The 26,298-nt window shown below is 34.4% G+C and carries 17 protein-coding genes; 1 reads left to right on the plus strand and 16 read right to left on the minus strand.

Annotated features, from left to right (window positions below; translation table 11 throughout):
- Positions 1–86 precede the first annotated feature (86 nt).
- The 4 genes from mqo to CHRY9293_RS05795 all read right to left on the minus strand — a co-directional run bounded on the left by mqo (position 87) and on the right by CHRY9293_RS05795 (position 4,298).
- On the minus strand, positions 87–1,592 hold the full coding sequence (gene mqo, locus CHRY9293_RS05780) for a malate dehydrogenase (quinone) (protein ID WP_162032039.1): 1,506 nt from the start codon (positions 1,590–1,592) through the stop codon (positions 87–89).
- 548 nt (positions 1,593–2,140) lie between these two features.
- Positions 2,141–2,473, minus strand: coding sequence for a DUF6150 family protein (locus CHRY9293_RS05785; RefSeq protein WP_162032041.1), 333 nt, complete (start codon positions 2,471–2,473; stop codon positions 2,141–2,143).
- Between the two features lie 262 nt (positions 2,474–2,735).
- Complete coding sequence (locus CHRY9293_RS05790) at positions 2,736–3,164, minus strand: lipocalin-like domain-containing protein (RefSeq protein ID WP_162032043.1); 429 nt, start codon at positions 3,162–3,164, stop codon at positions 2,736–2,738.
- Between the two features lie 93 nt (positions 3,165–3,257).
- Positions 3,258–4,298 (minus strand): NAD(P)H-dependent glycerol-3-phosphate dehydrogenase, encoded by a 1,041-nt coding sequence (locus CHRY9293_RS05795; protein WP_162032045.1) that lies wholly within the window; start codon positions 4,296–4,298, stop codon positions 3,258–3,260.
- A gap of 226 nt (positions 4,299–4,524) precedes the next feature.
- On the opposite strand from CHRY9293_RS05795, the gene CHRY9293_RS05800 reads away from it, so the two are divergent.
- Positions 4,525–5,496: a M23 family metallopeptidase gene (locus CHRY9293_RS05800; RefSeq protein ID WP_162032047.1), complete on the plus strand. Its 972-nt coding sequence runs from the start codon at positions 4,525–4,527 to the stop codon at positions 5,494–5,496.
- A gap of 83 nt (positions 5,497–5,579) precedes the next feature.
- Here CHRY9293_RS05800 and CHRY9293_RS05805 read toward each other — a convergent pair whose 3' ends face one another.
- The 12 genes from CHRY9293_RS05805 to CHRY9293_RS05860 all read right to left on the minus strand — a co-directional run bounded on the left by CHRY9293_RS05805 (position 5,580) and on the right by CHRY9293_RS05860 (position 25,809).
- Positions 5,580–6,230, minus strand: coding sequence for an NAD(P)-dependent oxidoreductase (locus tag CHRY9293_RS05805; RefSeq protein WP_162032049.1), 651 nt, complete (start codon positions 6,228–6,230; stop codon positions 5,580–5,582).
- 60 nt (positions 6,231–6,290) lie between these two features.
- Positions 6,291–6,698, minus strand: coding sequence for an Rrf2 family transcriptional regulator (locus CHRY9293_RS05810; RefSeq protein WP_162032051.1), 408 nt, complete (start codon positions 6,696–6,698; stop codon positions 6,291–6,293).
- A gap of 89 nt (positions 6,699–6,787) precedes the next feature.
- Positions 6,788–7,738, minus strand: coding sequence for a hypothetical protein (locus CHRY9293_RS05815; protein ID WP_162032053.1), 951 nt, complete (start codon positions 7,736–7,738; stop codon positions 6,788–6,790).
- Between the two features lie 127 nt (positions 7,739–7,865).
- The gene (locus CHRY9293_RS05820; RefSeq protein ID WP_122548193.1) at positions 7,866–8,300 is read right to left on the minus strand and encodes an FKBP-type peptidyl-prolyl cis-trans isomerase; all 435 of its coding nucleotides are present in this window, start codon (positions 8,298–8,300) and stop codon (positions 7,866–7,868) included.
- 51 nt (positions 8,301–8,351) lie between these two features.
- Positions 8,352–11,261: a reprolysin-like metallopeptidase gene (locus CHRY9293_RS05825; protein ID WP_162032055.1), complete on the minus strand. Its 2,910-nt coding sequence runs from the start codon at positions 11,259–11,261 to the stop codon at positions 8,352–8,354.
- 612 nt (positions 11,262–11,873) lie between these two features.
- Positions 11,874–12,395: a hypothetical protein gene (locus tag CHRY9293_RS05830; RefSeq protein WP_162032057.1), complete on the minus strand. Its 522-nt coding sequence runs from the start codon at positions 12,393–12,395 to the stop codon at positions 11,874–11,876.
- Between the two features lie 70 nt (positions 12,396–12,465).
- Positions 12,466–12,951 carry a hypothetical protein gene (locus CHRY9293_RS05835; protein WP_162032058.1) on the minus strand — a complete coding sequence of 162 codons (486 nt, stop codon included), beginning with the start codon at positions 12,949–12,951 and terminating at the stop codon, positions 12,466–12,468.
- A gap of 72 nt (positions 12,952–13,023) precedes the next feature.
- Positions 13,024–22,068, minus strand: a complete 9,045-nt coding sequence (locus CHRY9293_RS05840) for a lectin-like domain-containing protein (protein ID WP_162032059.1) — start codon at positions 22,066–22,068, stop codon at positions 13,024–13,026.
- 956 nt (positions 22,069–23,024) lie between these two features.
- On the minus strand, positions 23,025–23,351 hold the full coding sequence (locus CHRY9293_RS05845; protein ID WP_122548198.1) for a helix-turn-helix domain-containing protein: 327 nt from the start codon (positions 23,349–23,351) through the stop codon (positions 23,025–23,027).
- Positions 23,352–23,451: 100 nt separating this feature from the next.
- Positions 23,452–23,898: a transposase gene (locus CHRY9293_RS05850; protein ID WP_162032061.1), complete on the minus strand. Its 447-nt coding sequence runs from the start codon at positions 23,896–23,898 to the stop codon at positions 23,452–23,454.
- Positions 23,899–23,951: 53 nt separating this feature from the next.
- Entirely contained in the window at positions 23,952–24,611 is a 660-nt protein-coding gene (locus CHRY9293_RS05855; protein WP_162032063.1) for a LuxR C-terminal-related transcriptional regulator, read from the minus strand.
- 58 nt (positions 24,612–24,669) lie between these two features.
- The gene (locus CHRY9293_RS05860; RefSeq protein WP_162032065.1) at positions 24,670–25,809 is read right to left on the minus strand and encodes a glycosyltransferase; all 1,140 of its coding nucleotides are present in this window, start codon (positions 25,807–25,809) and stop codon (positions 24,670–24,672) included.
- Positions 25,810–26,298: the final 489 nt, after the last annotated feature.

The raw sequence follows: 26,298 nt of genomic DNA on the forward strand, positions 1-26,298 counted from the left end.
AGGGAATATTTGTTTATAAACCTAAAGATGTACCCAATAAACCCAATCAGGAAGATAGATTCCCCTTCATTATATCGAGTATTTATTTAATAATCAAGACTTAGCTTATCTTTTGTATAAGCTCTCACTTTCTCTGTAAGAGCAGGATCATTGGCCAGTTTTTTCCCATAAGAAGGGATCATTTCTACAAGCTTTTCTTTCCATTCCCCTTGAAGCTTTTCAGGAAAGCATTTCTCAAGAACAGTTAACATCGCATACACTGCCGTTGATGCCCCTGGTGAAGCACCAAGCAACGAAGCTAATGTACCCTTTTTATTCACTACCACTTCAGTTCCAAATTCCAGTTTGCCACCATCTTTTTCATCTTTTTTAATGATCTGCACCCTTTGCCCTGCTACTTTCAATTCCCAATCTTCTTCTTTAGCATCCTTAATAAATTCTCTTAAATGTTGCATTCGTTGAGCTTTATTCATTGCTACTTGTTGGATCAAATATTTTGTGAGAGGAATATTGTGCCACCAAGCACCAAATAGTGAACGTAGATTTTTAGTATTAATACTTTCAGGTAAATCAAGATAACTTCCTTCTTTTAGAAATTTAGTAGAAAAACCGGCAAAAGGCCCGAAAAGAAGTGCCTTTTCCCCATCTATAATTCTTAAATCCAAATGAGGTACAGACATAGGAGGAGCATCAACAGTAGCTTGAGTATATACTTTTGCATGATGTTTTTCAACCAATTCCTGATTATGACTTACCAGCCATTGTCCGGAAACCGGAAACCCTCCATACCCTTCACTTTCTTTAATATCTGAGCTATCCAATAAGGGTAATGCATATCCTCCTGCCCCAATAAAAACAAAATCTGCAACAACTTCCTGTTTATGGCTGTTAATTCTATCCTTTACCTTCATTTCCCATTTTTCATCATTACGAGGATTGATATCCCTTACTTCATGGTATAAAAAAACCTCAACATTAGAATCTTCCAAAAGATGTCGTCCCATTTTTCTTGTTAAAGTCCCAAAATTAACATCAGTACCCATATCCATTTTAGTAGCTGCCATGATTTCAGATTTATTTCTCTTACTCATGACCAAAGGAATCCATTCTTTTAACTTCTTATGATCATCCGAAAATTCCATGCCTTTGAATAAAACAGATTCAGACATTTTCTCATGTCGCTTTTTCAAATATTCACTATCTTTTTCTCCAAATACCAAACTCATATGAGGGCAAGAGTTTATAAAATCGTTGGGATTCTGAATATATCCTTTATGTATTAAATAGGACCAAAATTGCTTTGAAACTTCAAATTGCTCTGCAATATTTTCTGCTTTTGAAATATCAATTGTTCCATCAGATTTTTCAGGAGTATAATTAAGTTCGCAAAAAGCAGAATGGCCCGTTCCTGCATTATTCCAAGCTGCTGTACTTTCTTTAGCAAATCTACCTAGTCTTTCAAAAATAGCAATTTCAAGATTCGGATCAAACTCATGAAGTAATGTCGCTAAAGTAGCACTCATAATTCCGCCTCCTACCAGGACAACATCATATTTTGGTTTTGGTGTTCTGCTTATAAGGGAATGTGACATAATTTTAAATTTTACTTAAATTTCGGGAAAAATTCTTGAACCCATTCTTCTTTTTACAATTTTAACACCTTATTAATCAAGGAAAAATAGAAAAATTATTAAGCAAGAAATTATGATTGAATTGATCAATTAAAGAGTATATAAATGGCCTATGTAAAAAATATCCCATTATTATGATTTCATTTTCTTTGTTATCCCTCTCTATTAGATATAAAACATGATATTTTAGTAATAATTATACTACACATAATTAGTTATAATATTACGAGAAATATATGTGTAAAATATCAACTATAATTATATTTGTAATGAATATTATTAAACACTTATATCAAATTAAAACAAAAAAAATAATAACCTTAAAAATATACTTATCTTTTTCTAGAAAAAATAAAATGATAATATTATAGTTGATATATATTAGGCAAACACATTCGTTCTAGAAACACAAGTGAATACACATCCCTCAAAATAGCTAAGGTAATTCTTAGCTATTTTATAGTTTATTTGTTTTTACAGTGTAAAATATAGATTATTGATCACAAAATTTAATACAATAAGTGTTGTTTACTTTTATTTCTCCATCCTGCCTGACTTTGGTATTTTACAAAAAAAATTTTTATATCTGCCTGGCTTTCATAATCTACAAAATATATTTTGATTTTTGCCTGACTAGCATATTTTGTAAAAAACCAATTTCCATCATTAGTTCCTGCCTGGCTTTCATAATCCACTTTAAATACCTTCAAGTCTGCTTGGCTTTCGTATTTTGCTACAAAAACCTTAATATCGGCCTGGCTAGAATAGTCTGTTGAAAAAACAGTCTGAGCATTCAACGCCATACCCAAGATGACAAAAAAGGTTATTAATAATTGTTTCATCATAGTGTATTTTTTATTCATCATATAAATACAAAAATAATGCTAACCTAAGGCTTCTCTATAATTCCCTAATTTTCATATAAAATCATATCGGTATTTTACATAATTAAGCCCTGCAATTGCAGGGCTTAATTTATTTTTATATAAAATTATTATAGTAAATATTTAGATGTAAAGATTCTTTACAAATAAAAGTTTCATACTTTTTATATAATGGAAGACTTTTTTTGAGTAAACCATTACAAAAGGTATGACTTATATACTATTTTTCTTTATTATAAGTTTGTTCATCAGCAGGTCCACCTTTTAAAGGAGATACAACAAGTTCAGTTTCTGTAAGTTTTTTGATTAAAAGTGTATCTACATTTGCAGAAGCTTCTTTAACACCTTCTGTATGACTCCATAATAAAAGCTTATCATTACTCACTTCCCACTTATCATACAATAATGTATGAATGTTTAAAGAACTGGCCGTATTATCTTTATTTAATTGAAACCCTTGCTTTTGATTTTCTTGTCCTGGGATTGGTTGTAACCATTTTCCTACAAGTTGATCTTTATTTACTTCCTGCGAAGCCGGAGCTTCAGTTGATGTTGAAGTAGTGTCAGCAGCAGCAGCTTCCTCTTTCTTAGGAGAATTACATGCAACAAATAAAGCCGAAAGAATAATTAAAATACCTTTGTTTTTCATTATTTATAATTTTTAAAGTTGTAAATATAATAATTTAAATCTATGTTGAGATAATATTTTTGAACTACCTTCTCAATAATTTAAAGTTATTCTTTAATTCAATTTTGCGGTTAGTTTTCTGAATTGTTTTTCAGCATTTTTTCCTTCATATAAGATTCCATAAATGCAATCTATGATAGGTAATTTAAGTCCTTTCTGTTTTGAAGTTTTATAAATAGAATCCGCAGCATAGTATCCTTCCGCCACCATATTCATAGATTGTATTGCAGATTTCACAGTATACCCTTTTCCAATAAGATTTCCCAAATTTCTATTCCGTGAAAATAAAGAATATGCTGTTACCAATAAATCTCCTAAATATGCGCTTTCATTCACATCTCTTGGTTCTTCATAGATAGCTTCTAAAAATGTTTCCATTTCTCGAATAGCATTCGATACGAATACTGCTGTAAAATTATCACCATACCCTAGACCGCTGGCAATCCCTGCTCCAATGGCAAAAATATTTTTAAGAATAGCACTATACTCATTCCCTAGAATATCTTTACTTCCATGTACTTTAATAAAATCCGAATTAAATATACTTTCCAACTTTTCGGCAACCTTATCTTCCACTGTAGCAATTGTAAGATAAGAAAGTCTTTCCATAGCAACTTCTTCCGCATGACAGGGTCCTGCAATTACCGCTTGATTTCTAAAACCAATTTTAAACTCATCTCTTAAATAATGGGCAACTACATCATTTACTTTAGGTATAATTCCCTTAATTGCGGAAACAAAGATTTTTTCTTTGTAATCACATTTCATTTTGTCTAAGGTATCGGATAAATAAATGGAAGGAGTCGCTAATACCACAATATCGCATGCCGATATTAATTCGTTAATATCCGTAGTAAGCTTTAGATTTTTTAGATTAAAATTAACAGCGGTAAGATAAGTAGGATTATGTCCGCGTAGCTCAATGGCTCCTTTTACGAATTCACTCCTCACGCACCAATGCACTACTTTACAGTTTTCTACAAGCATTTTTACAATAGCTGTTGCAAAACTACCGCTTCCAACAACTCCAACAGATATATCTTTCTTTCCTTTTTTGTGATGTAAAGATTCCGAATGTGTCTTCTTTTTAGTCATAATAGAAATGTCAACTGCAAATATATTAAAACAAAGATGGAAGATCATATTTTTAAAACATGATAATAGAGGTTTTTATATAAAATTAACACTTATTCACAATTGATCATTTAATCAAGACAGAAGTTAATAAAAAACTAAATTTTTGTTAAAAATAATTCATAAAAAGTATTTTTAATTAAATTTGCCCACTTAAACTGTTAGTAATTATCTTAAGAGAAGAAAAATGAAGAATTTTTTAAGCCGCAAAAAAAACATAAACGTCCTTTTAGCAGGTCTTTTATTCATTGTTTTTGCACAAGGGATCTTTATCGCAAAATTATATTCCGAAAGGGATGATAAAATGTATGAAGTAAATCTTGTAAAAATTAATACTGAAAGAGATAGTGTAGATTATCTCAGAATGAAAACAGATCTTGTGTTAGTCGATCAAACAATATCACAGCTTAATTCCTTTCTAAAATCAAAAGATATTGCCAATGAAAAGATAATGGCTTTACATAACGATAGCATTTCCAATTCAGTATATCTCGCTAAACAAGCTAATCGGTACAGTCAGTATTTAATGAATTTGCAAAAAAAACTCATGCAAGTTCCTTTAGGGATGCCTACGGACGGTTATATTTCGTCAAACTTTGGTATTCGAAAAAACCCTATCCCATTTAAGACAGTATATGCATCAGTAAAATCCACTTCCACCAGTGAATCGGTTGTGAACAATGCGGATTCAAATACAAAAACAGAACCGGTTGAAAAAACAATTGAAGTGACGGATAGTTATGGCACCAAAAGGGAAGTTAAAGTCATGGTAAATCCTACCACTAAGCCTGTTGCCAATACCAATTCTACTGAAAAAAATGCCTCACCGTCAACTGAAACCAATCAAATGCAGTTTCATAAAGGCTTAGACATTGCGGTTCCTTACGGATCGGATGTAAGAGCGGCAGCGGCGGGAAAGATTATTTTCTCCGGACAAAAAGGAGGATATGGGAATTGTGTCATTGTTTCCCACGGCAATGGTTTAGCCACATTATACGGGCATTTATCTGAACTTGTTGTGCAAGCTAATGATGAAGTGAAAGTGGGGCAAGTTATTGCAAAATCCGGTAATTCCGGGCGTTCTACAGGTCCACATCTTCATTATGAAGTACACAAAAATAATACTCCAATTAATCCAAAATTATTTATGAATCTATAAAAAATGGCTGTCTTAAGGCAGCCATTTTTGTAATGTTTTGTGTTGAGATTCTAAAACTGGAATATATTTTATCCATTTTAAAATTAATATGCTGCGGTAAAACGTTCGCGAATATGATTATTTTGCTCGAGTTCATCAGTTAAAACAACAGCCACATCCTCCACAGAGAGAACACTTCTTCCATTTTCATCAAATACAGGGTTCTCCAATCCTGTTCTATATTTTCCCACTCTTATCCCTGCTGTTCCTTGATGCATCTCAATGGCCGGGCTGAAAAATGTCCAGTCTAATACTTTGTTTTCTTTAATTATATTTAAATAATCTCTTGCTGCAGTTGCTCCAGGTTTTATTTCCGAAGGAAAGTCTGGACCGTCTACTAACTGCACCTCTCCAATGTAAAGACTTCCTGCTCCTCCTACTGTAATAAATCTCTTTATTCCTGATTTTTCAACCGCTTTTTCAATATTCACAGAACCCTGTAAAAAATCATTATAAAGATTAGGGTTTGTCCACCCTCCATTAAAAGTATTGATCACAGCATCGTTTCCTTGTAGAGCCTTTACAAGATTGTCTATATCATTCACATCCACACTTTTTGCCGTTACTTTATCATGCTGCAAAACTTGAGAAGTATCTCTTGCAATAGCTTCTACCTCATATCCTCTATTTACTAACTCCTTCACTACTTGTGTTCCCACAAATCCTGTTGCCCCAATTACCACTACTTTTTTCATAAAATCATATTTAAAATTAATTGTAATATATTTTGTTACATATATAGTCAAAAAAATTTATCAAAACTGTTCTGTAAATTCCTTAAGGGTTTTATTTCCTAAAAAGTTTTTAACCAAAATATCAGTCTCTATAAATAAATTATTTAAATGATGGTTAATTTCTTTACCTATCTCACAAATCGGATTAGGACTTTGATTCTTTTTTCCTAATACCTCTGTATTTTTTACCGCTGAATAAATTTCAGAAATCGTAATAGAGTCAGCATTTCTAGATAGCTGGCTGCCACCTTCTTTGCCGTGTTTGCATACAATAAGACCAACTTCTCTCAGAACACTTATTTCTTTCCGAACAATAACAGGATTTATATTAATGCTACCTGCAATCCACTCAGAATTTAGCCAATCTTGAGGACTTTTTGCAAGTAAAGTCATAATATGTACTGCCGTAGCAAATCGGGTGTTATTCATTTATAATTATTGTACAAATGTAAACAAATTCAAAATGTAACAAAATATATTACAATTGATTATATCAATGATTTCGTTAAAGAAAGGGACTAAAGTATCAATTTATCTAAATCTAGAAGTAAATAATTGATATTTTGGTTGATTGTTCTGGTTGCAGATTGCATCTGGTTAAGCATTGCTGCCCGATTATGGAGATCATTAGCTCTATAGTACCCACCATCACTAAAAATAACCGAATGATCTGCTTCCTCTTTATCTTCATCAAATTGATAATGCAGCCATCTTTCTTTCATATTTTCTATAATGGAATGATTTTCTTTATTAGAAAACTTTTTTTCGGTATACATATACCAAATAAAGGGTGGAAAATTGGAAGATTCTAACCTACCTTTCCAAATATCTCTCAATAAATTTCTGTGGTGTATAAACTCTACTTTTTTTCCTTTAGGATTTAAAGTTGCTAAACCAAACCCTGCTCCTAATACCCCCCCACTTATATCTATGGCATTACTCCATCCTTCATCTTTTACAATTCCCCCGGCAATAGAAGCAGCGGCTCCTGCAATGATGGAATATAGAATGAGCTTATTGTTCTTTGAATCATTAAGATTATCTACATAATTCCCAATCTGAGCCACACGTTCTCCTTCACAATCAAACTCTGCAGCCACTGCATCTAACTCTGTTAAAGCAATGGTAATTTTACTGTTGATTTTACTTTTAAGCTGTAAAATCTTGACTTGTGAAGTTAAAGACGAATCTTTTTTAAGCTCTATAATTTTGTGAACCTCATCTAAGTTATCCAACGCATTAAGGATTAAAATACTTTGATCAGTAAAAGTTCCTTTTAAATTTTGATTAGCAACTAAAATAGAATCTGAATTATAGGATGGAACCTTACTCGTATAATTGTATTGAAAAGGAGCTTTGCAATAACTATCTCTGAGTGTAAGAATATTTTGTTGAATTACTTGATTTTTTTTAGAGACACAAGAAGATACTAATCCACCAATAACGAGAAAATATATGAGCTTATTCATTGGGTTATATTTTAATATATCCAGGTTAATTGCCAATATTAGCAATAAAGCCTAGTACTAATATAAAACAAATAAAAAAAAATTTACCTGAATTCAGGTAAATTTTTAAGCCAAATATATTTTAAAATTATTTTATATCCAATAATTCTACTTCAAACACAAGAGTACTGTTAGGGCCAATTTCTTTACTAACCTCCTGTTCTCCATATGCTAAATGTGGCGGGATAATCAATCTCCATTTACTTCCTACTGGCATTAACTGAAGAGCTTCTGTCCATCCCGATATTACCCTATTTAATGGAAATGATGCGGGAGTACCTCTTTTTACAGAGCTATCGAAAATTTTACCCGCAATAGTAGTTCCATGGTAATGACATTTTACTGTAGATTTTGGACCTGGCTTTGCTCCATTCCCTTCAGTAATAATTTCATATTGCAATCCGCTTGGCAATGTTACCACACTTTCTCTCTTCCCATATTCCTCCATATACTCTTTTCCTTCATTAAGGTTTTTTTCTGCCAATTCTTTTTTTCTTTTAAATAACATATCTGCTACTCCCATAATTAAAATATTTATACAAAGATAAGATAATGTATTTTCAAAACTAAAGAGTTACTTTTTAATGAATTTAGATCTGAATATATCCTTCCCTTTTTCTTCAATCGAAATAATATATTCCCCTGTAACTAATGCCGAAACATTGATCTGTCCATTGGTTATTTCTCCACTTCTTATCAACTGACCAACCGCACTATAAAGCTTAAATTTAGCCTTATCAGATATCTTAGTTATATGTAAGACATCGGAAACCGGATTAGGATATAATTGAATATCATTTGTTGATTTAATAGTGTCACTTGTAGACAATACCTCATTAATAACAACACTATAATCTTCTACTTCACCAGCCCCAAAAGTAGTACAAGGATAGGGTATATCGATAGGCCCACCTATCTCAGGAACATATAAAACAACCCTCATTCTCAATTTTTTGTTAAGAACGGCATTAGATGGTATTGTAAAGTTCGCTATAGCCGGATTAGGGCTAATTTCTTGCGGAGCCTGTATAATAGCTTCCGTATCATCAAATATACCATCATAATTAAAATCTATCCATGCAGACACCATATTAGACCGAGTTGTATTCTTCCAACTTTTGGTTATTGATAACGTATAAGTAGATCCTTTTATAAGATCGATCTCCAATGATGGATCTGAAGCATAATTCGTATATGAACCTTCTGCTGAAGGATTATTAACATTGCCCAAACTAACATTAGAAATATAATCATTAAAATTCCCTCCGGCATTACTAACACAATAATCCACCGTAGTAAAATTAACAGTATTTGAGAAAGTACCAGCTATTCCTGAGCAAACACTTGTTACCTGTACATCATATTGAGTACCTCCATCTAGATTACTTAAAGTAATTGAATTGGTATTCGAAGTTGTTTGTGACCAAGAAGTATCTGTCGATTTCTTATACCTAACCTGATAGGTAGCATTAAAAATCGGAAACCAACTTACTTTAGCTGAAGAAAACATAATATCACTAACTGCAATATCCGCAGGAGCTATGCTCTCACAAACACCGTTGGTTACATCTATTTTTCCTACAGCATAAAAAACATTGTCTATTCCTGAAATCCTCAGCTTAATGGGTTGATTATTTAAAGACATAGGGAATGAAAAACTTTCAGATCCATCATTAGGAGTAGAAGCAGATAAAACATTCCAAGTAGAACCATTGTCTGTGGTATAATCAATTTTTACATTAACAACATTATAAGGAGCCGCATTGGTATTCGCTACATCCCATTCTATCAATGAAGGTGTAGTAGGATCGACTTGTGTAGTATTTATTTTGAATGGGCCATCATTCCCTGCTAAAATAAATTGCGTTGCGGTTTGAGTTTGCTGCTCATTAGCAATAGGATGATTGTCTCTTACTGTTAAAGCAAAGCTCATGAGTCTTGATACATATGGAACAGTTTCCCAATCAGCTGGAACTGTTAAATTACCATTTAAAACAGATGATAATTTAGGAAAATATCTAGTAGGAGAATTACTTAGTGGCAGAGATCTAAATAATCCACCTGTCGTATTATTACCTGTAACATCTGTAACAGGGATGTTTGCTTGATCCATCTGTTCCCAAGTATAGGTCATGGGATCTCCTTCGGCATCTGTCACAGAAGCTGTTAATACAAATGCAGTCCCCTTTGGTATATTATAAATAAGAGGAAAAGGATCTATTATTGGAGGAGTATTGACAATGGGAGTCTGCGTAAAACAGGTTTTATTAATTAAATTAGTTGAAATTTGTCTCCCGCTCATATAATGATAATAGGGCAGCATAACATTTCCTACAGTATTTGCATAGCTCATAATGGTAAAACCTGCACCCGGTTCCACATTTGTTCCTGCTCCTTCTAAATCTTTATTAGAAAACGTATGAGTTGCGCCCAATTGATGTCCAAATTCGTGAGCCACAATCGATACATCAAAATAATCACCTTGAGGCACATTCGACGAAGAAAATGCAGACCCCTTCCCTGTCGAAGAAACATTGGCAGGATCTAAACATATACAACCAATACAACCAGCATTACCCGCAATACCTGTAGTGGAATCCTGGTGACCCACGAACAAATGTCCTATATCGTAATTAGCATTTCCTATAGTAGGGGTCAATATATTCTGCAACTGTAAATTCCAAACAGAATTCTGTGCTCCATTAGCAGCGTATGGATCTGTAACAGGATCCGTATAGATAAGCTGTGGAAAGTTCTGCACATCCAAATGCAATGCAAAATCTTTTTCTAATATCCCATTTACTCTGGTCATAGTAGCATTAATCCCGGCAAGAGCTCCTGAGACTGTTCCTCCATGAAAAGCAGCATAATCTGCAGTAGTAGAAACCGCCAATCGCATGGTACGAAATGTCTGATCTAAACTTTTGGAAAAATCTGTAGGCTGATGGCTAAATACTTTTCCTTGCTCTCGAAGTTGTTCTAATTGCTTTATTGAAATAGGATTTTCATCAACTCCACAAGCAAAACCCGTACTCCCCTTAGAGCTTGGATGAGCAGTATATATTGTCTTATCCTGCCCCTGGGCATCTATAAATTCTGATGCTCCATTTTTAATGATCATCGATTGAAAATCATTGGGAGCAACAGAAAACCTTACATATTTAGAAGGATCATCGATCCCAACCCCAACATATGAACCTAACTGATATTGATCTGCAAGTTCTTTGACCATAACTGGAAAACTGTAAACAGCGAACTTTTCCAATTTACCTTCTAATGTAGGTAATACAATTTCTATTGACTTAGAATTTTTACCGGGTTCTTGAGTATTTTTGAGTAATCTTCTCATAGCATCAAGATCCAATTTGTAGGAACTAAATTTATTCGAATCTCTCCCCGGAAACTCTTTATGGTTAATAGGAGTCCATTGGGAAAACATAGAACTTCCTAATACACCACATAATAAAATAAAAATTTTTTTCATTGTGTTATTTTTATGATGAAACGTATTTTAATTTTTATGATCAATAGGTTAATAAAACCTTTATGTATAATCAAATAGTTACTTATTTCATTATATATCAAATTTATTTTTTACTTTGTTTTATACATATTGATATTATTAAATGGGAACTTTAATTTTATACATTCTATTTATTCGAAATTGGTACATCACTGAGAAAATTTGAAGTATTAATCAGGATATTAAAAATTTCAAATACATTAAGTTTGGATGATATAATAACCTATACTATCCCTCAAAAATATTGGATTATAAATCAGTTTTTCCCCTTAAGTATCTATACAATTTCTGAAGAAAATCAACTACATAAAAATAAAATATAATTTCTCAATAATCTAATCGTAAGCATCAATGTTACTATTGCTATATCTAGATTTATCATTATTAAAATGTCGTTTTATAATTACAAGAATAGCAATATATGACTAACCTCCTTAAAATATATAGACAGTACTTTCTACACTCTCAACTTTTATTAATTTTCTTTTAAAAATTAAAAGCCGTCTCACCATTGAAGTGGAGACGGCTTTATAATATAATTTAGTATCTACCTACCAAAATATTACTCGCTAGTTATGGCTTCCAAAATGACCAAACTGTCCCATTATAGACTGCAAGTTGCCTACTTGTAGTATCATATACCATCATTCCGGCAGCCGGATTAATGATATTCAATTGGGGACTTGCCACTTTAGGAAGTACCATTGCTTTATTGGTGTCTGACAACACTAAAATACCATTAGTTGTATCACTCGCACCATTACTCCCTATCACCGTTTTAGCACTTGTATTTTCTGTTTTGGATGTCTGTATGGCTAAGTCGGCAGCTCCTGTTGTATCCACACTAAGATCAAACCAAACATTATTTTTTAAATATTTGACTTTATTATCTGTAGTGTCGAATATAATAGTCCCGTTTTCTGTAATTCCACTTTTGTCTTCTACATAGGGAAGTATCATTCCTCGATTTTCTGTATCGGCAAATTCCATAGATACCGAGCTATTGCTTACACTTTGCTTTCCAACTGCTACTTGCGACTTTACTAAAACAATGGTAAACAAAGCAGCTATTAATGTAATTGTTCTTTTTTTCATTTTTATCAGTTATAATGTTCTTTTTAGGTATATAAAACATTGTTCAGCTTTTTAAGCAGTTTACCATTTTTTAATAAACTCTTAATGTCAAGATATTTGTTATCAAATCCTTATTATTTGATAAATCCTGAATATTTACAATATTAAATGCTAAAACATCTCCCTTTTTCAATTGCATTTCAGTATATCTTTCTTCAGCATTTGTGCTTATTTTTGATATATTTGGTATTTCCTTATTATTTACCCTTACTGAATAAACTACATGCTTTTGTTTGTTACTAGCTGATTCTTCGCAATTAAGAGATAGTTTGTATTTCCCAGTTTTACCTACGATTATATTATTATTCTCAAGCTTGATATTACTAACATTGTGAGTGGCATATGCTACCATTTCTGAGAATACCAGCTGTTTTTTTATCCCGGAATCCGTATACCCTTTTCCCGTGAAATAGTAAAGAATACTATTATCTTGAGATGAAAGTTTTGTTTCTTGAGCAAAAAAAGAACTGCAGGACAAAATAATTGTTAAAATAGTGAGCCGTATATATTTGTACATTATTTTCTTTTTTAAATTTTAATTATAAGTAAAAACCATTAGCAGAGATATACTCTGCTAATGACCTAATATTTAATCTGGACACGTTTGTGTTTCCATACAATGCCATGCAAATGTAGTTCCCCCATCAGTGGAAGTGTACATTTTCAAACATTGATTGGTAGTATCATATATCATCATACCTTCTACTGGAGTAGTAATGATAAGTGTCGTACCATCATCAGCTACCGGTTGGTTGGATGTATTGAATTTTACTCTATTCAATACAAATCCTTTTGCTTTAGCTTCTAAAGCTATCCATCCTCCTTTACGCACCATTGGCCAATTATCAGACTGATCCGCTCCGGCTCTGCCTAGTGACGTGATTCCCAATTTGGTATCTAATGTAATACCTCCAGTAGTTGCCCCCGGTTTATAACAGAATGGAGTCACAAGACATAGGGCATCTTGAATTAAGCTATCTATAGAACTTCCAAGTCCCTGACCTTGTAGCCCATCTACATCGGCTGCTCCTCCTGGATTTACCATCAAAGGTACTCCTTGCGCATCGATACAAGCTGCGGTAGCACAAAGGTTTTGATTAGAGGCTGATGATCCTGTTCCTGCTTCTACTGTTCCTGCTGAATTGACAAGCATCGCTATAGCTACATTATCTCCTCCTTCCAAAGCATCAAGACAACCATCATTATCGGAATCTAGATCTAGATGATCAAAAATACCATCATTATCAGTATCCCTGAAAACAGGAAGAAGGCAAGGATTATCGAATCCTATTCTCTGATCATTAAACAATCCTCCGGTAGATCCCGTATACCCAAAATAGGCCTGTGTAGAACCTAAAATATCCATAATTGAGTTGGAACCTGACGCAGGAAATGTATGCGCAGCCACAGGATTGCCATCAAATGTATAAGCAAGAGTATTTGTTACTGCAGACCAATTGACAGTTACTTCATGCCACATTCCATCTTTTGCCGTAGTCTGATTAGGTTTCAAAGATCCATCTGCGGATAAAGCAGTCCAATTAGAAGATGTTCTTATTGTTCCATGATCATATCCTGGATCTCCCGGATTCATAAAAGTATCGAGTTCTAAGGCAATACCATTGGCAATCCCCTGAGCTCCAAGTCCTCCTCCATTAGAACCTATTGCATTATAACTACTGGGTGAGTTTTGGAATACCACTGCCAATCCATCAGCTCCTCCGGCATTTGCGCCTAAATAAACCTGCATTGTGAATGAAAAATTCTTAGAAAAATCGATTTTTCCATACGTCCAAGCATTACCTTCTTGGTTATTTGCAGGTGGAGTGATCTGAATTTGAAAAGCAGGTCCCGCCATATGATCTGTCGGAACATTTGAATTATAATTAATTTTAAATGAAAAGGCAGGGTCACCATTAAATCCACTTTCGGTACAATCAGGAATTCCGTCATTATCATCATCCATATCTAAATCATCAGGAATACCATCTCCATCAGAGTCAACGAATGGGATAACAAGACAAGTGGCATCCTGAATTGAGCTGTTTACAGAACTTCCAAGTCCCTGACCTTGTAATCCATCAGTATCAGCTGCTCCTCCTGGATTTACAACCAAAGGCACCCCTTGAGCATCTACACAAGTTGCGCTAGCACAAAGGTTTTGATTAGAGGCTGGTGAACCAGCTCCTACTACTACTGTTCCTCCTGAATTGACAAGCATCGCTGTAGTTACATTATCTCCTCCTTCTAAAGCATCAAGACAACCATCATTATCCGAATCCAGATCTAAATGATCAAAAATACCATCATTATCTGTATCCAAGAAAACAGGAAGAAGGCAAGGATTATCGAATCCTATTCTCTGATCATTAGTAGCACCTCCAGTAGATCCTGTATATCCAAAATAGGCTTGTGTAGAACCTAAAATACCTATAATTGAATTAGAACCTGATGTAGGAAATGTATGCGCAGCCACAGGATTACCATCAAATGTATAAGCAAGAGTATTTGTTACTGTAGACCAATTGACAGTTACTTCATGCCACATTCCATCTTTTACCGTAGCCTGACTAGGTTTAAGAGGTCCGTCCCCTGATAAAGCAGTCCAATCAGAAGATGTTCTTATTGTTCCATGATCATATCCTGGGTCTCCCGGATTCATAAAAGTATCAATTTCTAAGGCAATACCATTAGCAATCCCTTGAGCTCCAAGTCCTGCTCCATTAGAACCTATTGCATTATATCCATTTGGTGAGTTTTGAAATACGACTGCCAATCCATCAGCTCCTCCGGCATTTGCGCCTAGATAAACCTGCATGGTGAATGAAAAATTCTTAGAAAAATCGATTTTTCCATACGTCCAAGCATTCCCTTCTTTATTAGTTGAAGGTGGAGTAATCTGAATTTGAAAAGCAGGTCCCGCCAGATGATCTGTAGGAACATTTGCATCATAATTAATTTTAAATGAAGAGGTAGGTGTTCCATTAAATCCACTTTCGGTACAGTCAGGAATACCATCATTATCGTCATCCAAATCTATATCATCAGGAATACCATCCCCGTCCGAGTCAAGGACTGGCGTAACAAGACAAATCGCATCCTGAACTGAACTGTTTATAGAACTTCCAAGTCCCTGTCCTTGTAGCCCATCAGCATCAGCAGCACCTCCTGGATTCACTATTAATGGGACTCCTTGTGCATCTACACAGGTTGCGCTAGCACAAAGGTTTTGATTAGAAGCTGATGATCCTGTACCGACTCTTACATCTCCTTGAGCACTTACAAGCATAGCACTGGTAACATTATCTGAGCCTTCTAATGCATCAAGACAACCATCATTATCCGAATCAAGATCGAGATAATCCGGAATACCGTCACTATCACTGTCTTTAAGAATAGTGAGAGAAGGATTACCAGTATCTAAATTATAACCACCTATAGATAACGGAGTAGCGTCAGAAACAGATGGTCCGGTTCCATACCAATCTGTAAGGAAAGGAATAGTTCCTGTGGTAGAACTTATTTCTACTCGAGCTCCAGGAACAATACCTGAAGTATTGGTAAGGGTTGCAAATGAATAACTTGCATCATGTGAAAATGGTTGCCAAGTCGTAATAGGATTTCCATTAAACAACATACTACCCGTATTGGCAGTCTTAACAAATATTGTTAAGTAATTGGCATATATCATAGTACTAGGGATGGTTAGAATGGCAGGTCCCAAAGTAGCCTTATTAATATCCTGTATGGTTGTTATAGATGGATCATCATTATAAGGAATTACTTTTACAATTTGCACAGGAATATTGGTTTCAATGATTTGAGAAGACCCTATTGCTTGCGTATATACATAAGAGTCTCCAGGATCCGCTAATACTGCCATAATAGCCCCATCAATCTCAACAACTGTATTTTTTTTAGTTGCCACAATTGACATTCTTCCTGTATTTCCTGCACTTCTTGTTAGGAATTTAGTTCCCAACAATTTATCGGGCAGTAAATATTCCAGTAAGTTATCACACGCTCCCGATGTTCCATTAGCACATTTGGTATATACCATCACTCCTACATCTTTGGAAGATACTACAGAGTATCCTGTTAAATCTGTAGATCCATTTTCATATATATAATTTTGTCCACCGTTTAAAGCAAAAGTCGCAACAGTTACACCTGCTTTATTTTTAACTTCCACATTATTCCCATCGCTTGTACTGAATATCTGTACTCCATTAGCAGGGGTAGCTCCTACATTATAAGAAGACACGGTGTATTTCCTACCTCTCAAGGAAGAAGGATATACCACAGCAATATCTTGAGCTGTTGCAGTAGTCCCATATATCTCCTGTAAAATAGAAATAGGACCAGAGGAGTTTAATTCCACATATTTCCCGGTCGTAACCTGATTTATAGTATTATCCGGAACTTGATTACCCATCAAAGTGATCTCTAGAATTCCAGACGCCGGTATAGATTGTGTAGTAGGAGTACCATTATAAGGAGCATAAGTAACAGATGTACCTACATCTCCGGTCACATATAAAACCCATTTAATGGCTGTCGCGTTGATATAATTGGGCGTATTATAAATTTTAAAAGCAGTATCATTCAATGATAATGAGCTTTCTACGGTATCCAAAATTCCATCATTATCCGAGTCTAAATCCAAATCATCAGGAATACCATCTCCATCAGAATCTACTATGACAGTAGTTGGATCTGGTAATGGAACAGGATAATCTTCAATTTCACCATTAGCATAGATAGTCCCATAATTTCCTGTATTGAGTCCATCTCCAATAGAACGTTCGTCTATATCTAAGGTAGAAGTATTGTCTGTTAAAGTTGCTGTAGTCAAGCGTAATCTCATATAGGTACGATTAACTCCCGTATTGAAGTAGAACGGGGACGTCCAGGTGAGAGGTACTGTTTGAAGCCCTGAAGTTCCTGTTATAGTAGTCGATGTATATTCGAAAGGGGAAAATCGTCCATTCCCATCCATGTCGATCCAGGCATGCAATGTAGCTGTTCCGGCAATCGTTTTATTCACATTAACATTAACGCTATAGGTCGTCGTCGTTGGCCCTAGTTCGGGCAAGGTTCCTGTAATACCATCTTCATCAGCACCGTCACCATTAGTACCTCCATTATCTTCTCCCGGTTGTACCGCTATTTTAGAAACTTCAGTATCAAAAGCATTTCCTAAAAACAGAGTTGATTCCGGTTTATGCCTTGCCGGCACATAATTATGTTGGCTATTAAGCTCATAATCATCAGGTGCATCTCCGAAATCAAATACAGGATTTTCAACTGCAAGTCTATAATCTTCTACTTCTCCAATACTTGGTATTGCAAAAGTCCCTGAGATTGAACCATCTGCTATGGAGGCCTCATCATATGGAGTAATTCCATTATCAGTTAAATTGGTCCCAGCAAGTCTCAATCGTAAATATACATGGGGATGTACAATTAAACTTGTGACAGACTCCGGCCAGCTTAGATTAACAGAAGTTGTATTAGTAGGTACGGGTACTGAAATCCTTTCTCCTATTTCAAATATACCATTATCATTTGCATCCAACCATCCATATAATGTTCCGGAAGCGCCCGAAGTATTATTTACAGTAACTGGAAGAGTAAATGCAATAGTAGGAGATACTGGGGGAGCTGTTGGATCAATTCCGTCTTCATCCAATCCATCTCCATTAGTTCCATTATTATCTGCATTGGGTGCTACACTTTGAGGGCCAAATTCTGTATCAGGGATTGTAGCTCCAAGATAGAACGTTGAGCTAGGTAGATGTCTAGCTGCATATAATGCCCCTGTCGGCTGATCATAAGAAACGGGAACATCTCCAAAATCATATGCCGTATTTGTAGCAAGTCTATAATCTTCTACTTCTCCAAAGTTTTGGGTAGTAGCAGTATAATTTCCACTACTAAGACCATCGGCAAAAGATCTAGTATCTCCGTCGTTGGTAGAAGCACTATTAGATAGGGCATTATTTGCTAACCTGAGTCGCATATATACATTGGGGCTGCTTCCTGTACTTGCTGTTTGGGCAGCAGTCCAGTTAAGAGTCACCATTCCATTAGTTCCATTTGGAACATTCACAGAGCTGTATTCTGCAGCTTGAAATTTACCATCATTATTAAAATCTATCCAACCATAAAGCGTTGCACCGCTACCAATAGAATTGGTGACTGTAACCGGTAAAGCAAATGCCGTATTGGGAGTAATCGAAAAAGAAGAAGGATCAATCCCATCTTCATCTAATCCATCCCCATTGATTCCGTTATTATCTGCATCTTGTGCCACACTATGAGCTGTGGGCTCAATATCTACTGTGGCTCCTATTCTTAAAAGATCATTGGCTACTTGTCTTGCAGGCAAAAATCCTGAAGCAGAAGTAGCATAAGTATTAGGAACATCCCCAAAATCATACAAGTCTACAGGGAGTTGATAATCTTCCACTTCTCCAAAGGGAGTAGTAGCCGCATTCGCACTATTTGCACTAGACGTGGCTCCATTTCCAATACTTCTTTCATCAAGCGTTGCTCCTCCTGAAGCTACCGTAGTAAAGTCCTGAAGGTTTTGATTAGAAAGTCGTAATCGTAAATAAATTGTATTAACTCCTGAAGGTATTTGTGCTGTTTGTGCGGCGCTCCAGGTGAGAGTAAGATTAGTATTGGTGGCTAATGAAGTGCTTGTTGTAGCCACTTCTTCCACTTGAAACCGTCCATCGTTATTTAGATCAATCCAGCCATATAAGTATTTAGTTCCGGTTAAAGAGCTTGGAATACTTATTGGAACAGAAATACTAGAAGCCATACCTCTACTTATAGATACAATAGAAGGTTGTAGGGCGTCTTCATCAGCAGACCCTACGGCATTATCTCCTGTTGTATTGTTTTCATTAGGTGAAGTGACTGACGCAGGAGTTGATTCAAAATCTATAAGAGACCCTAAGGTAAATCCTGTCAAAGGAGCATGCGCTGCAGGTAATAGATTATTATCTTTGTCATTTTCAAAAGACGCAGGAGCATCTCCATACTCATAGGTATCCACCACCTCAATTTGATAGTCTTCGACTTCACCATTAGTAGGGTTTACATGATTTGTAGCATCTCCCGTTGAAGTTGCTCCATTACCAATACTCCTTTCATCTAAAATAGCCCCTCCTGTGGCTACCGTAGTAAAGTCATTCAAAAACCTATCAGAGAGCCGTAATCTCATATATAATTGAGTAGCTCCATTAACTATAGTAGAAGTCTGTGCGGTTGGCCAGGTCAGAGTTTGTGTACTACTTCCTGCTGTTCCAAAAGAAGTAGTAGCCACTTCTTCCACTTGGAATTTTCCATCATTATTGAAATCAATCCAACCATATAGATATTTGGTGCCTGAAGTATTTACTACAGGAACACTTAAAACATAAGAAACTCCCTTTCTAATTTGGTTCAAGGAAACATCTATGGCATCCTCTTCCAAACCATCTCCATTCGCACCATTGTTGTCTGCGCCGACCGCTACACTATGAGGAGTAAGTTCAACACCAGGAACTATATTTCCTAAGGATAGACCAGCAAGTGAAATATGACCTGCAGGTACAAAGTTTCCATCTTTATCATTATCATAAGAAATTGGGACATCTCCAAAATCATAAAGATCTACAGGAAGTTGATAGTCTTCTATTTCTCCGAAAGGAGTAGCAGCAGCATTCACACTATTAGCAGTGGTTGTTGCTCCATTACCAATACTTCTCTCATCCAGCGTTGCTCCTCCTGTCGCTACCGTAGTAAAATCTTGTAAATCTAAATTGGATAATCGTAATCTTAGATAGATTTTAGTCGTTCCGGAAGCAATCTGATTGGTCTGAGCAGTTGTCCACGTGAGTGTAAGATTGGTTGAGGTATTCCCCGTAGTATTATTAGTAGCAATCTCTCCAGCCTGAAAACGACCGTCTCCATTGAGATCTAGCCAGCCATATAAATATTTCCAGCCGGATAAAGAACTTGGAATACTGATAGGAACTGAAAGACTATATGGAGCTCCACGATTTACACTCATTAAAGAAGTTAAAGCATCTTCATCCGCTAATCCCACTGCATTATCACCAGCAATATTATTTTCATTGGGAGAAGTGACTGAGGCTGGATTTGATTCAAAATCTATAAGAGACCCTAAGGTAAATCCGGTCAAAGGAGCATGCATTCCAGGTAATGGATTACTATCTTTATCATTCTCAAAAGAAGCAGGAAGATCCCCATATTCGTAGGTATTCACGACTTCAATTTGATAATCTTCTACTTCACCATTCGCAGGGGTCACATAATCGGTAGGATCATTGGTCGACGTTGCTCCACTACCAATACTTCTTTCATCAAGAGTTGCTCCTCCTGTTGCCACTGTAGTAAAATCATTCAAAGATCTATCTGAGAGTCTTAATCTCATATACAGCTTATTCGCACCTGAAGCTATTGTCGCAGTTTGAACAGCTGTCCAAGTAAGAGTTTGGGTACTGCTTCCTGAGGTTGAAAATGAAATACTCGCAAATTCTTCGGCCTGAAACTTTCCATCATTATTAAAATCTATCCAACCATATAGGTATTTAGTACCCGAAGGATTAGTAACAGGAACACTTAAAACATAAGATACTCCTTTCCTGATTTGGTTCAAGGAAACATCTATAGCATCCTCTTCCAAACCATCTCCATTTGTCCCATTATTATCCGCACCATCAGCCACACTGTGAGGAGTGAGCTCGGTACTGGGAAGTAGGCTTCCAAGAGACAAGCCGGTAAGCACTGTATGGGCAGCAGGAACATACACACCATCCTTCGTAAAATCATAAAGGGTCGGGGTATCTCCGTAATCAAATATAGCTGAGGTTACACTAGCCCAGCTTCTTCCTACATTGATCCCATCAACCTCAAGAGTAGGAGCATTTGATGCATTTCCCTGGTAAAGAAAAGCATACGTTAACAAGCCTACATCACCGATAGCTGGAGCTGTTACAATATCAGCGGTAACAGGCTCTGAAGCAAGGGAAGGATTGACATATAATTTTATCTCATCATTCTGAGCTCCCGTAACAAACTCATATTTAAGAACCAACATAATATTGGTATTAAAAGGTCGTACGGTGGTTTCGTATTCCGCAGAAGCCGCTGTTTTTCCAACTCCGAAGCTGAAACCAATACCATTTGAGCGGATATACACACTGGCATTAGGGCCAGAAGCTCCTAATGCAAAAAAGAAATCACCTATAGCCTGGGCTTGGGATACATTAACGATCAGGGAAGAATAAACTCCCGGATTAGAGACATCTAAAGAAGCAGAGGTAAAAGAATGGTATACATCCTGTCCACTACTACTTAAACTTACCTTACTTCCGATATTATTTGAGATCGTATTCGGATAAGTAAGATTGCCATTCGCAACAGTCACGGAAGGGCTTCCTCCTGCTTGTTGGGACCAATGGGCATTAGTCAACAAAGTTCCCGAAGGATAATTGAAGCTTTCTGTAAGAAGAGTCTGAGCTTCAGCTCTTCCTATCAAAACTGTTATCACAAAAGAAACAGTCAGACAGAAGCTCCGGATACCGGGATCTAAAAAATTGTATTGTAATATTTTCATGGAAAATTAGTATTAGTATATATGTTTAGTTATTCTACTCTATACCATTCATAGCCGATAAATCAGAGCATCAACATGAGAGGATGATATGGGGGGAGGTCTGGACCTGATATCAGGATAATACCTCGAACATATTAATAAACTAGAAAGTAGTATGAGCATCTTACTATATGGATGATCAAAAACAGAATACCAGCTTTGTTGGGCTTCTATCAGAAGAAGCTTTCTCAAAAAGGAAAAAACAATTATTTTTTCTTTCATTATATACAATGTTAGTTTTGGAAGAAATAAAAACGTTTTCAATAAAGTCACGAAAGATCCTGTCGCTTCTTTATTAGAAACAATAATTAATACAGACTATATTTTCTGTATCTATGTAAAATGATTTTTTTATCAACAAATACCTACCTATCCTGAAAGTCGATTGTAATATATTTTCATAATTTTATTTTAAGGTTATTAGATTATTAATCATTCAAATTATTTACAATAAGGTCAAAAAGAGGTAAATAAAAATGGGAATCCTAATATGTGTAAATATACACCATGTATAGTATGTTCTACTTCAGGAGATCTATAGATTTATAATTATTAAAATTCAAAATACTATTTACTTGAGAATAATGAAAATATTACATTTATAAACAGTAAATAATATAAAAATTAATATTATAAGTAAATTTTAAAACTTTGAATAATATTATTTATAGTTTTAAAATAACATTATTCAACTAAAAAACTTCAAAATTAATAGCAACCAACAACTTCATTTGTTAATATATGGAAGGTGAGTCGGTATAAGAATGTACAGAATATTTTAAATAATATGGCTATTTATAGTTTTCATTAAGAATTCACAATTATATAGGAAATTAACTTTATCTCAACTTTTACATCTTCTATCATACAGCTAAAATCACCTATTAATTGATGAGAAAACTTTCGTTTGACATCTTTCAAATAAGATATCTCTTTTTCCATTCTCTAAGAGTATATCTACTTAATTTAAAATGCCTTGCCGCTTCAGAATTATTAAGTTTAAATTTTTTTTGGTAGTCTAGTATATATAAAATGCTGGATTGGCTATAAGCCTTGTGACTTTGGTTAAAAGATTCTGTATCTTCATCAACAGCCCCAAAAATTCTTTTATTCAAATCTATAATATCCATTGTTGATAAACTCTCCTTGCTAAGAAGAGGTTTACAGAGTTCTTTTTTTTCCGGATATTTTTGATCTAAAATATCCTTGAAGATAAGTTTGTAATTAATGGTGGATTTTATCATAGTAACTAAATGGTTTTTATATTAAAAGGAATATATTATTTGTTCTTTATTTTCTTTCAGTATATAATTAAGTAAGCATAGTATAATAGCCTCCTCTCTACTATTCCTTAACTTGTATATATTTTTTGATCCATGTATGGAGTGTACTGGAAGGAATCCCATACTCTTCTATAATTTGTTTGGTCGTTTTCTTTTCTTTTTCAATAAGCTCTAAAATAAAATCAATAATTCCTTTAGAATAAATATTCTTACGAAACTCTAACGATTTAACGCTATTTTTGGAACTCTTTGAACCTGCAGTTGCCTGCCTTGAATAAAGAATAAGATGTTGGGAATAAATTCTGAAAAAATCATAATGCAATAGCTTACTCCAACTCAATAAAATATCTAATTCCAGACTTTTGGATGCATACATTCTTTCCAACTCACCTTCTTCACAGTTAAAAAAACTACAAATACAAGAAGTTTCTATTTCACTTTCCAACACTTTGAGATGAATCAATTCTCCTATATGAAAATTCTTGAACGTAAAGGGTTTCTCTATCATAAACTGTTCTTTTTTAGTATACTTTTGCGCCAACAACCTTTGAAAGAAATGCATTACATCAAATCACTTCCGTTGATGGTATATATTTTGTGTTTATTATGAAAATCAATAAGCCCTGCCAATGTTTTAATTTGAAGCTTCTCAAAAATTCGTCTTTTATAGATACTTACTGTGGATTGATGAATTTCTAATAGATTAGCTATTTCTAAAATTCCATTTCCTTCTATTAAATGATAATACACCTCCCTTTCTCTTTCCGACAAGCTATCTAACAAACTCCGAGGATACATACTTCCCGCTTTCATCGTATGGATTAAATCATACAGCAATTCCTGCTGATAATAATAACCTATATTAAAAATAGATTCTATAGCTTCATGAATTTTTTCCTTACTATATGATTTATAGAGATAAGCCTGAGCTCCTCCACATAAATAAGGGAAAACCAAATTCTCATTACTCTCTGTAAAAACCATAATTTTAAGATCCGGGTTGAACTCTTTTAGTTTTTGGATACTCGGCTCAAAAATGTTCCCGAATATTTTAATCTCCAAAATGAGAAGATCATAATGATTATGTTTAAGCCTTTCTAAAAGCTCTTTCTCATCCTTAACATGTTCAATCAAAATATCCTTACTGATACATTTTAATATGAATGTGGTTCCGTTTACTGATACAGAATGGTTGTCAGCAATAAGTACTATTTTATTCATTAGATTTTTTGTTTTTATATTGATATTTAATAGAGATTCATTAATACAGAACTCTATTTTATAAGATCCCTTCTAGTTGTTCACAAGCATATTCATCATATTGACTAAAATCAAGAGACTTTAAATTCTTATCAAGATGGGTCACAAAATCCGTATCTAATAAGAATTTTTTAATCCCTTTCTTTAATCCATATTTTGAAAAGTTGATCAATAAACCGGTTTTGTCTTGAAAAATCCTTCCTTTGGAGTCCAAATCATACGTACTAATTACAGGCTTACCCAATATTATTGCTTCTTCAACGCATAAAGAATAAGCTCTATAACAAAGCGGTTGAATATAACAAGTAGCTTTTACGATGTATGGATAAGGATTCTCCTTATTTCCCAAAAGATGAAAGCTATTTTCTATTCCTAATGATTTGATTTTTTTCTTCAAAGAACTATAATCCGGGCCATCGCCTATCACTATAATGCGATGATCTATACCCTCCTTCATTAATTCCCAATGTGCTTCTATTAGTACATTGTATCCATTCTGATAATCCAAACTTCCCACCGACACAAAAGTGGTAGAGTCTTGATTTTGGAATAATTGATCATCCCCTAAAGGCTCAAGAGAGCGGTATTTAATTTCTTCCACATTATATAGATTTCGAATACAAATTCCGTTGTACACTTCCGTACCTAGACACCTCTCTACATGTGATTTTGTACTATGAGAAATAAAAATCGTCATATCGCATTGGTGTGTTAATGATAATAATTGCTTTCTATCCATTTTTGAATCAAGGCACTTATCGGAATAAAACCAATTAATTTTTCTAGACTTCTTAAAGGGACTCTTGATAAGATCTTCTAGCACCGAATCCATCATCGCAATCTCAATATCAGGAGTCGGCATATCTATTTTTCTCATAAACCACTTAGGAAAATGATGATACATGGCAAGTTTAGTTCTTCTTAATACTCCTCTAAAAAAACTTAGCCCTATATTAGGTTTATAAAATTCTTCTCCTTTTGCTATAAAAAACACAGGAATATGGGCAGGAACGGCTTTCAATAAATCTCCTTGGAAAATATCCAGAAGAACCAGGGGCTCATATTTTTTGATATCTAAAGAATTGAGAATACTTAATAGTATATTTTGCCGCTCACCCCTTTCCATGGAGTAAATACGAAAAAGAACTCTTTTTCTCATAGTTTTCAATGATTAGTTTTTATATAAGTAGTATAAAATAATATATTCATTATCAATGTATATCGAAATAAAAGAATAGACATAAATCATTTTAAATCAAAATATTACAATCAATTATATTTTTATTATAAATACTTCAACTGGTTTTATCACTTATCCATAAAACTATTTATACAAAGACATTCAATCACTAAACATCATCATTTCTATTTTTGCCATTTCGTTCCGATATCTTTAGAAATAAATTGTATTTACCCCTACCTGGGCGCTAAACAATATTTATTCATAAGAATATCACTAAGAAATTGGTTTTTCTCATTATATAATTAAAATTTAGATGGATAAAAGTTTTTATTTGTTTTTATAATAAGCTTCACTACACCCCAAAAAAGGAGCATGGATAAAAAGATTATTTTTAATCATTATTAGAATTTATATATTCATTCATACTACAAATAATATTAATGATTTCTTCTATTGATAAAATCC

The organism is Chryseobacterium potabilaquae (genome assembly GCF_902728265.1).
Lineage (GTDB): Bacteria > Bacteroidota > Bacteroidia > Flavobacteriales > Weeksellaceae > Chryseobacterium > Chryseobacterium potabilaquae.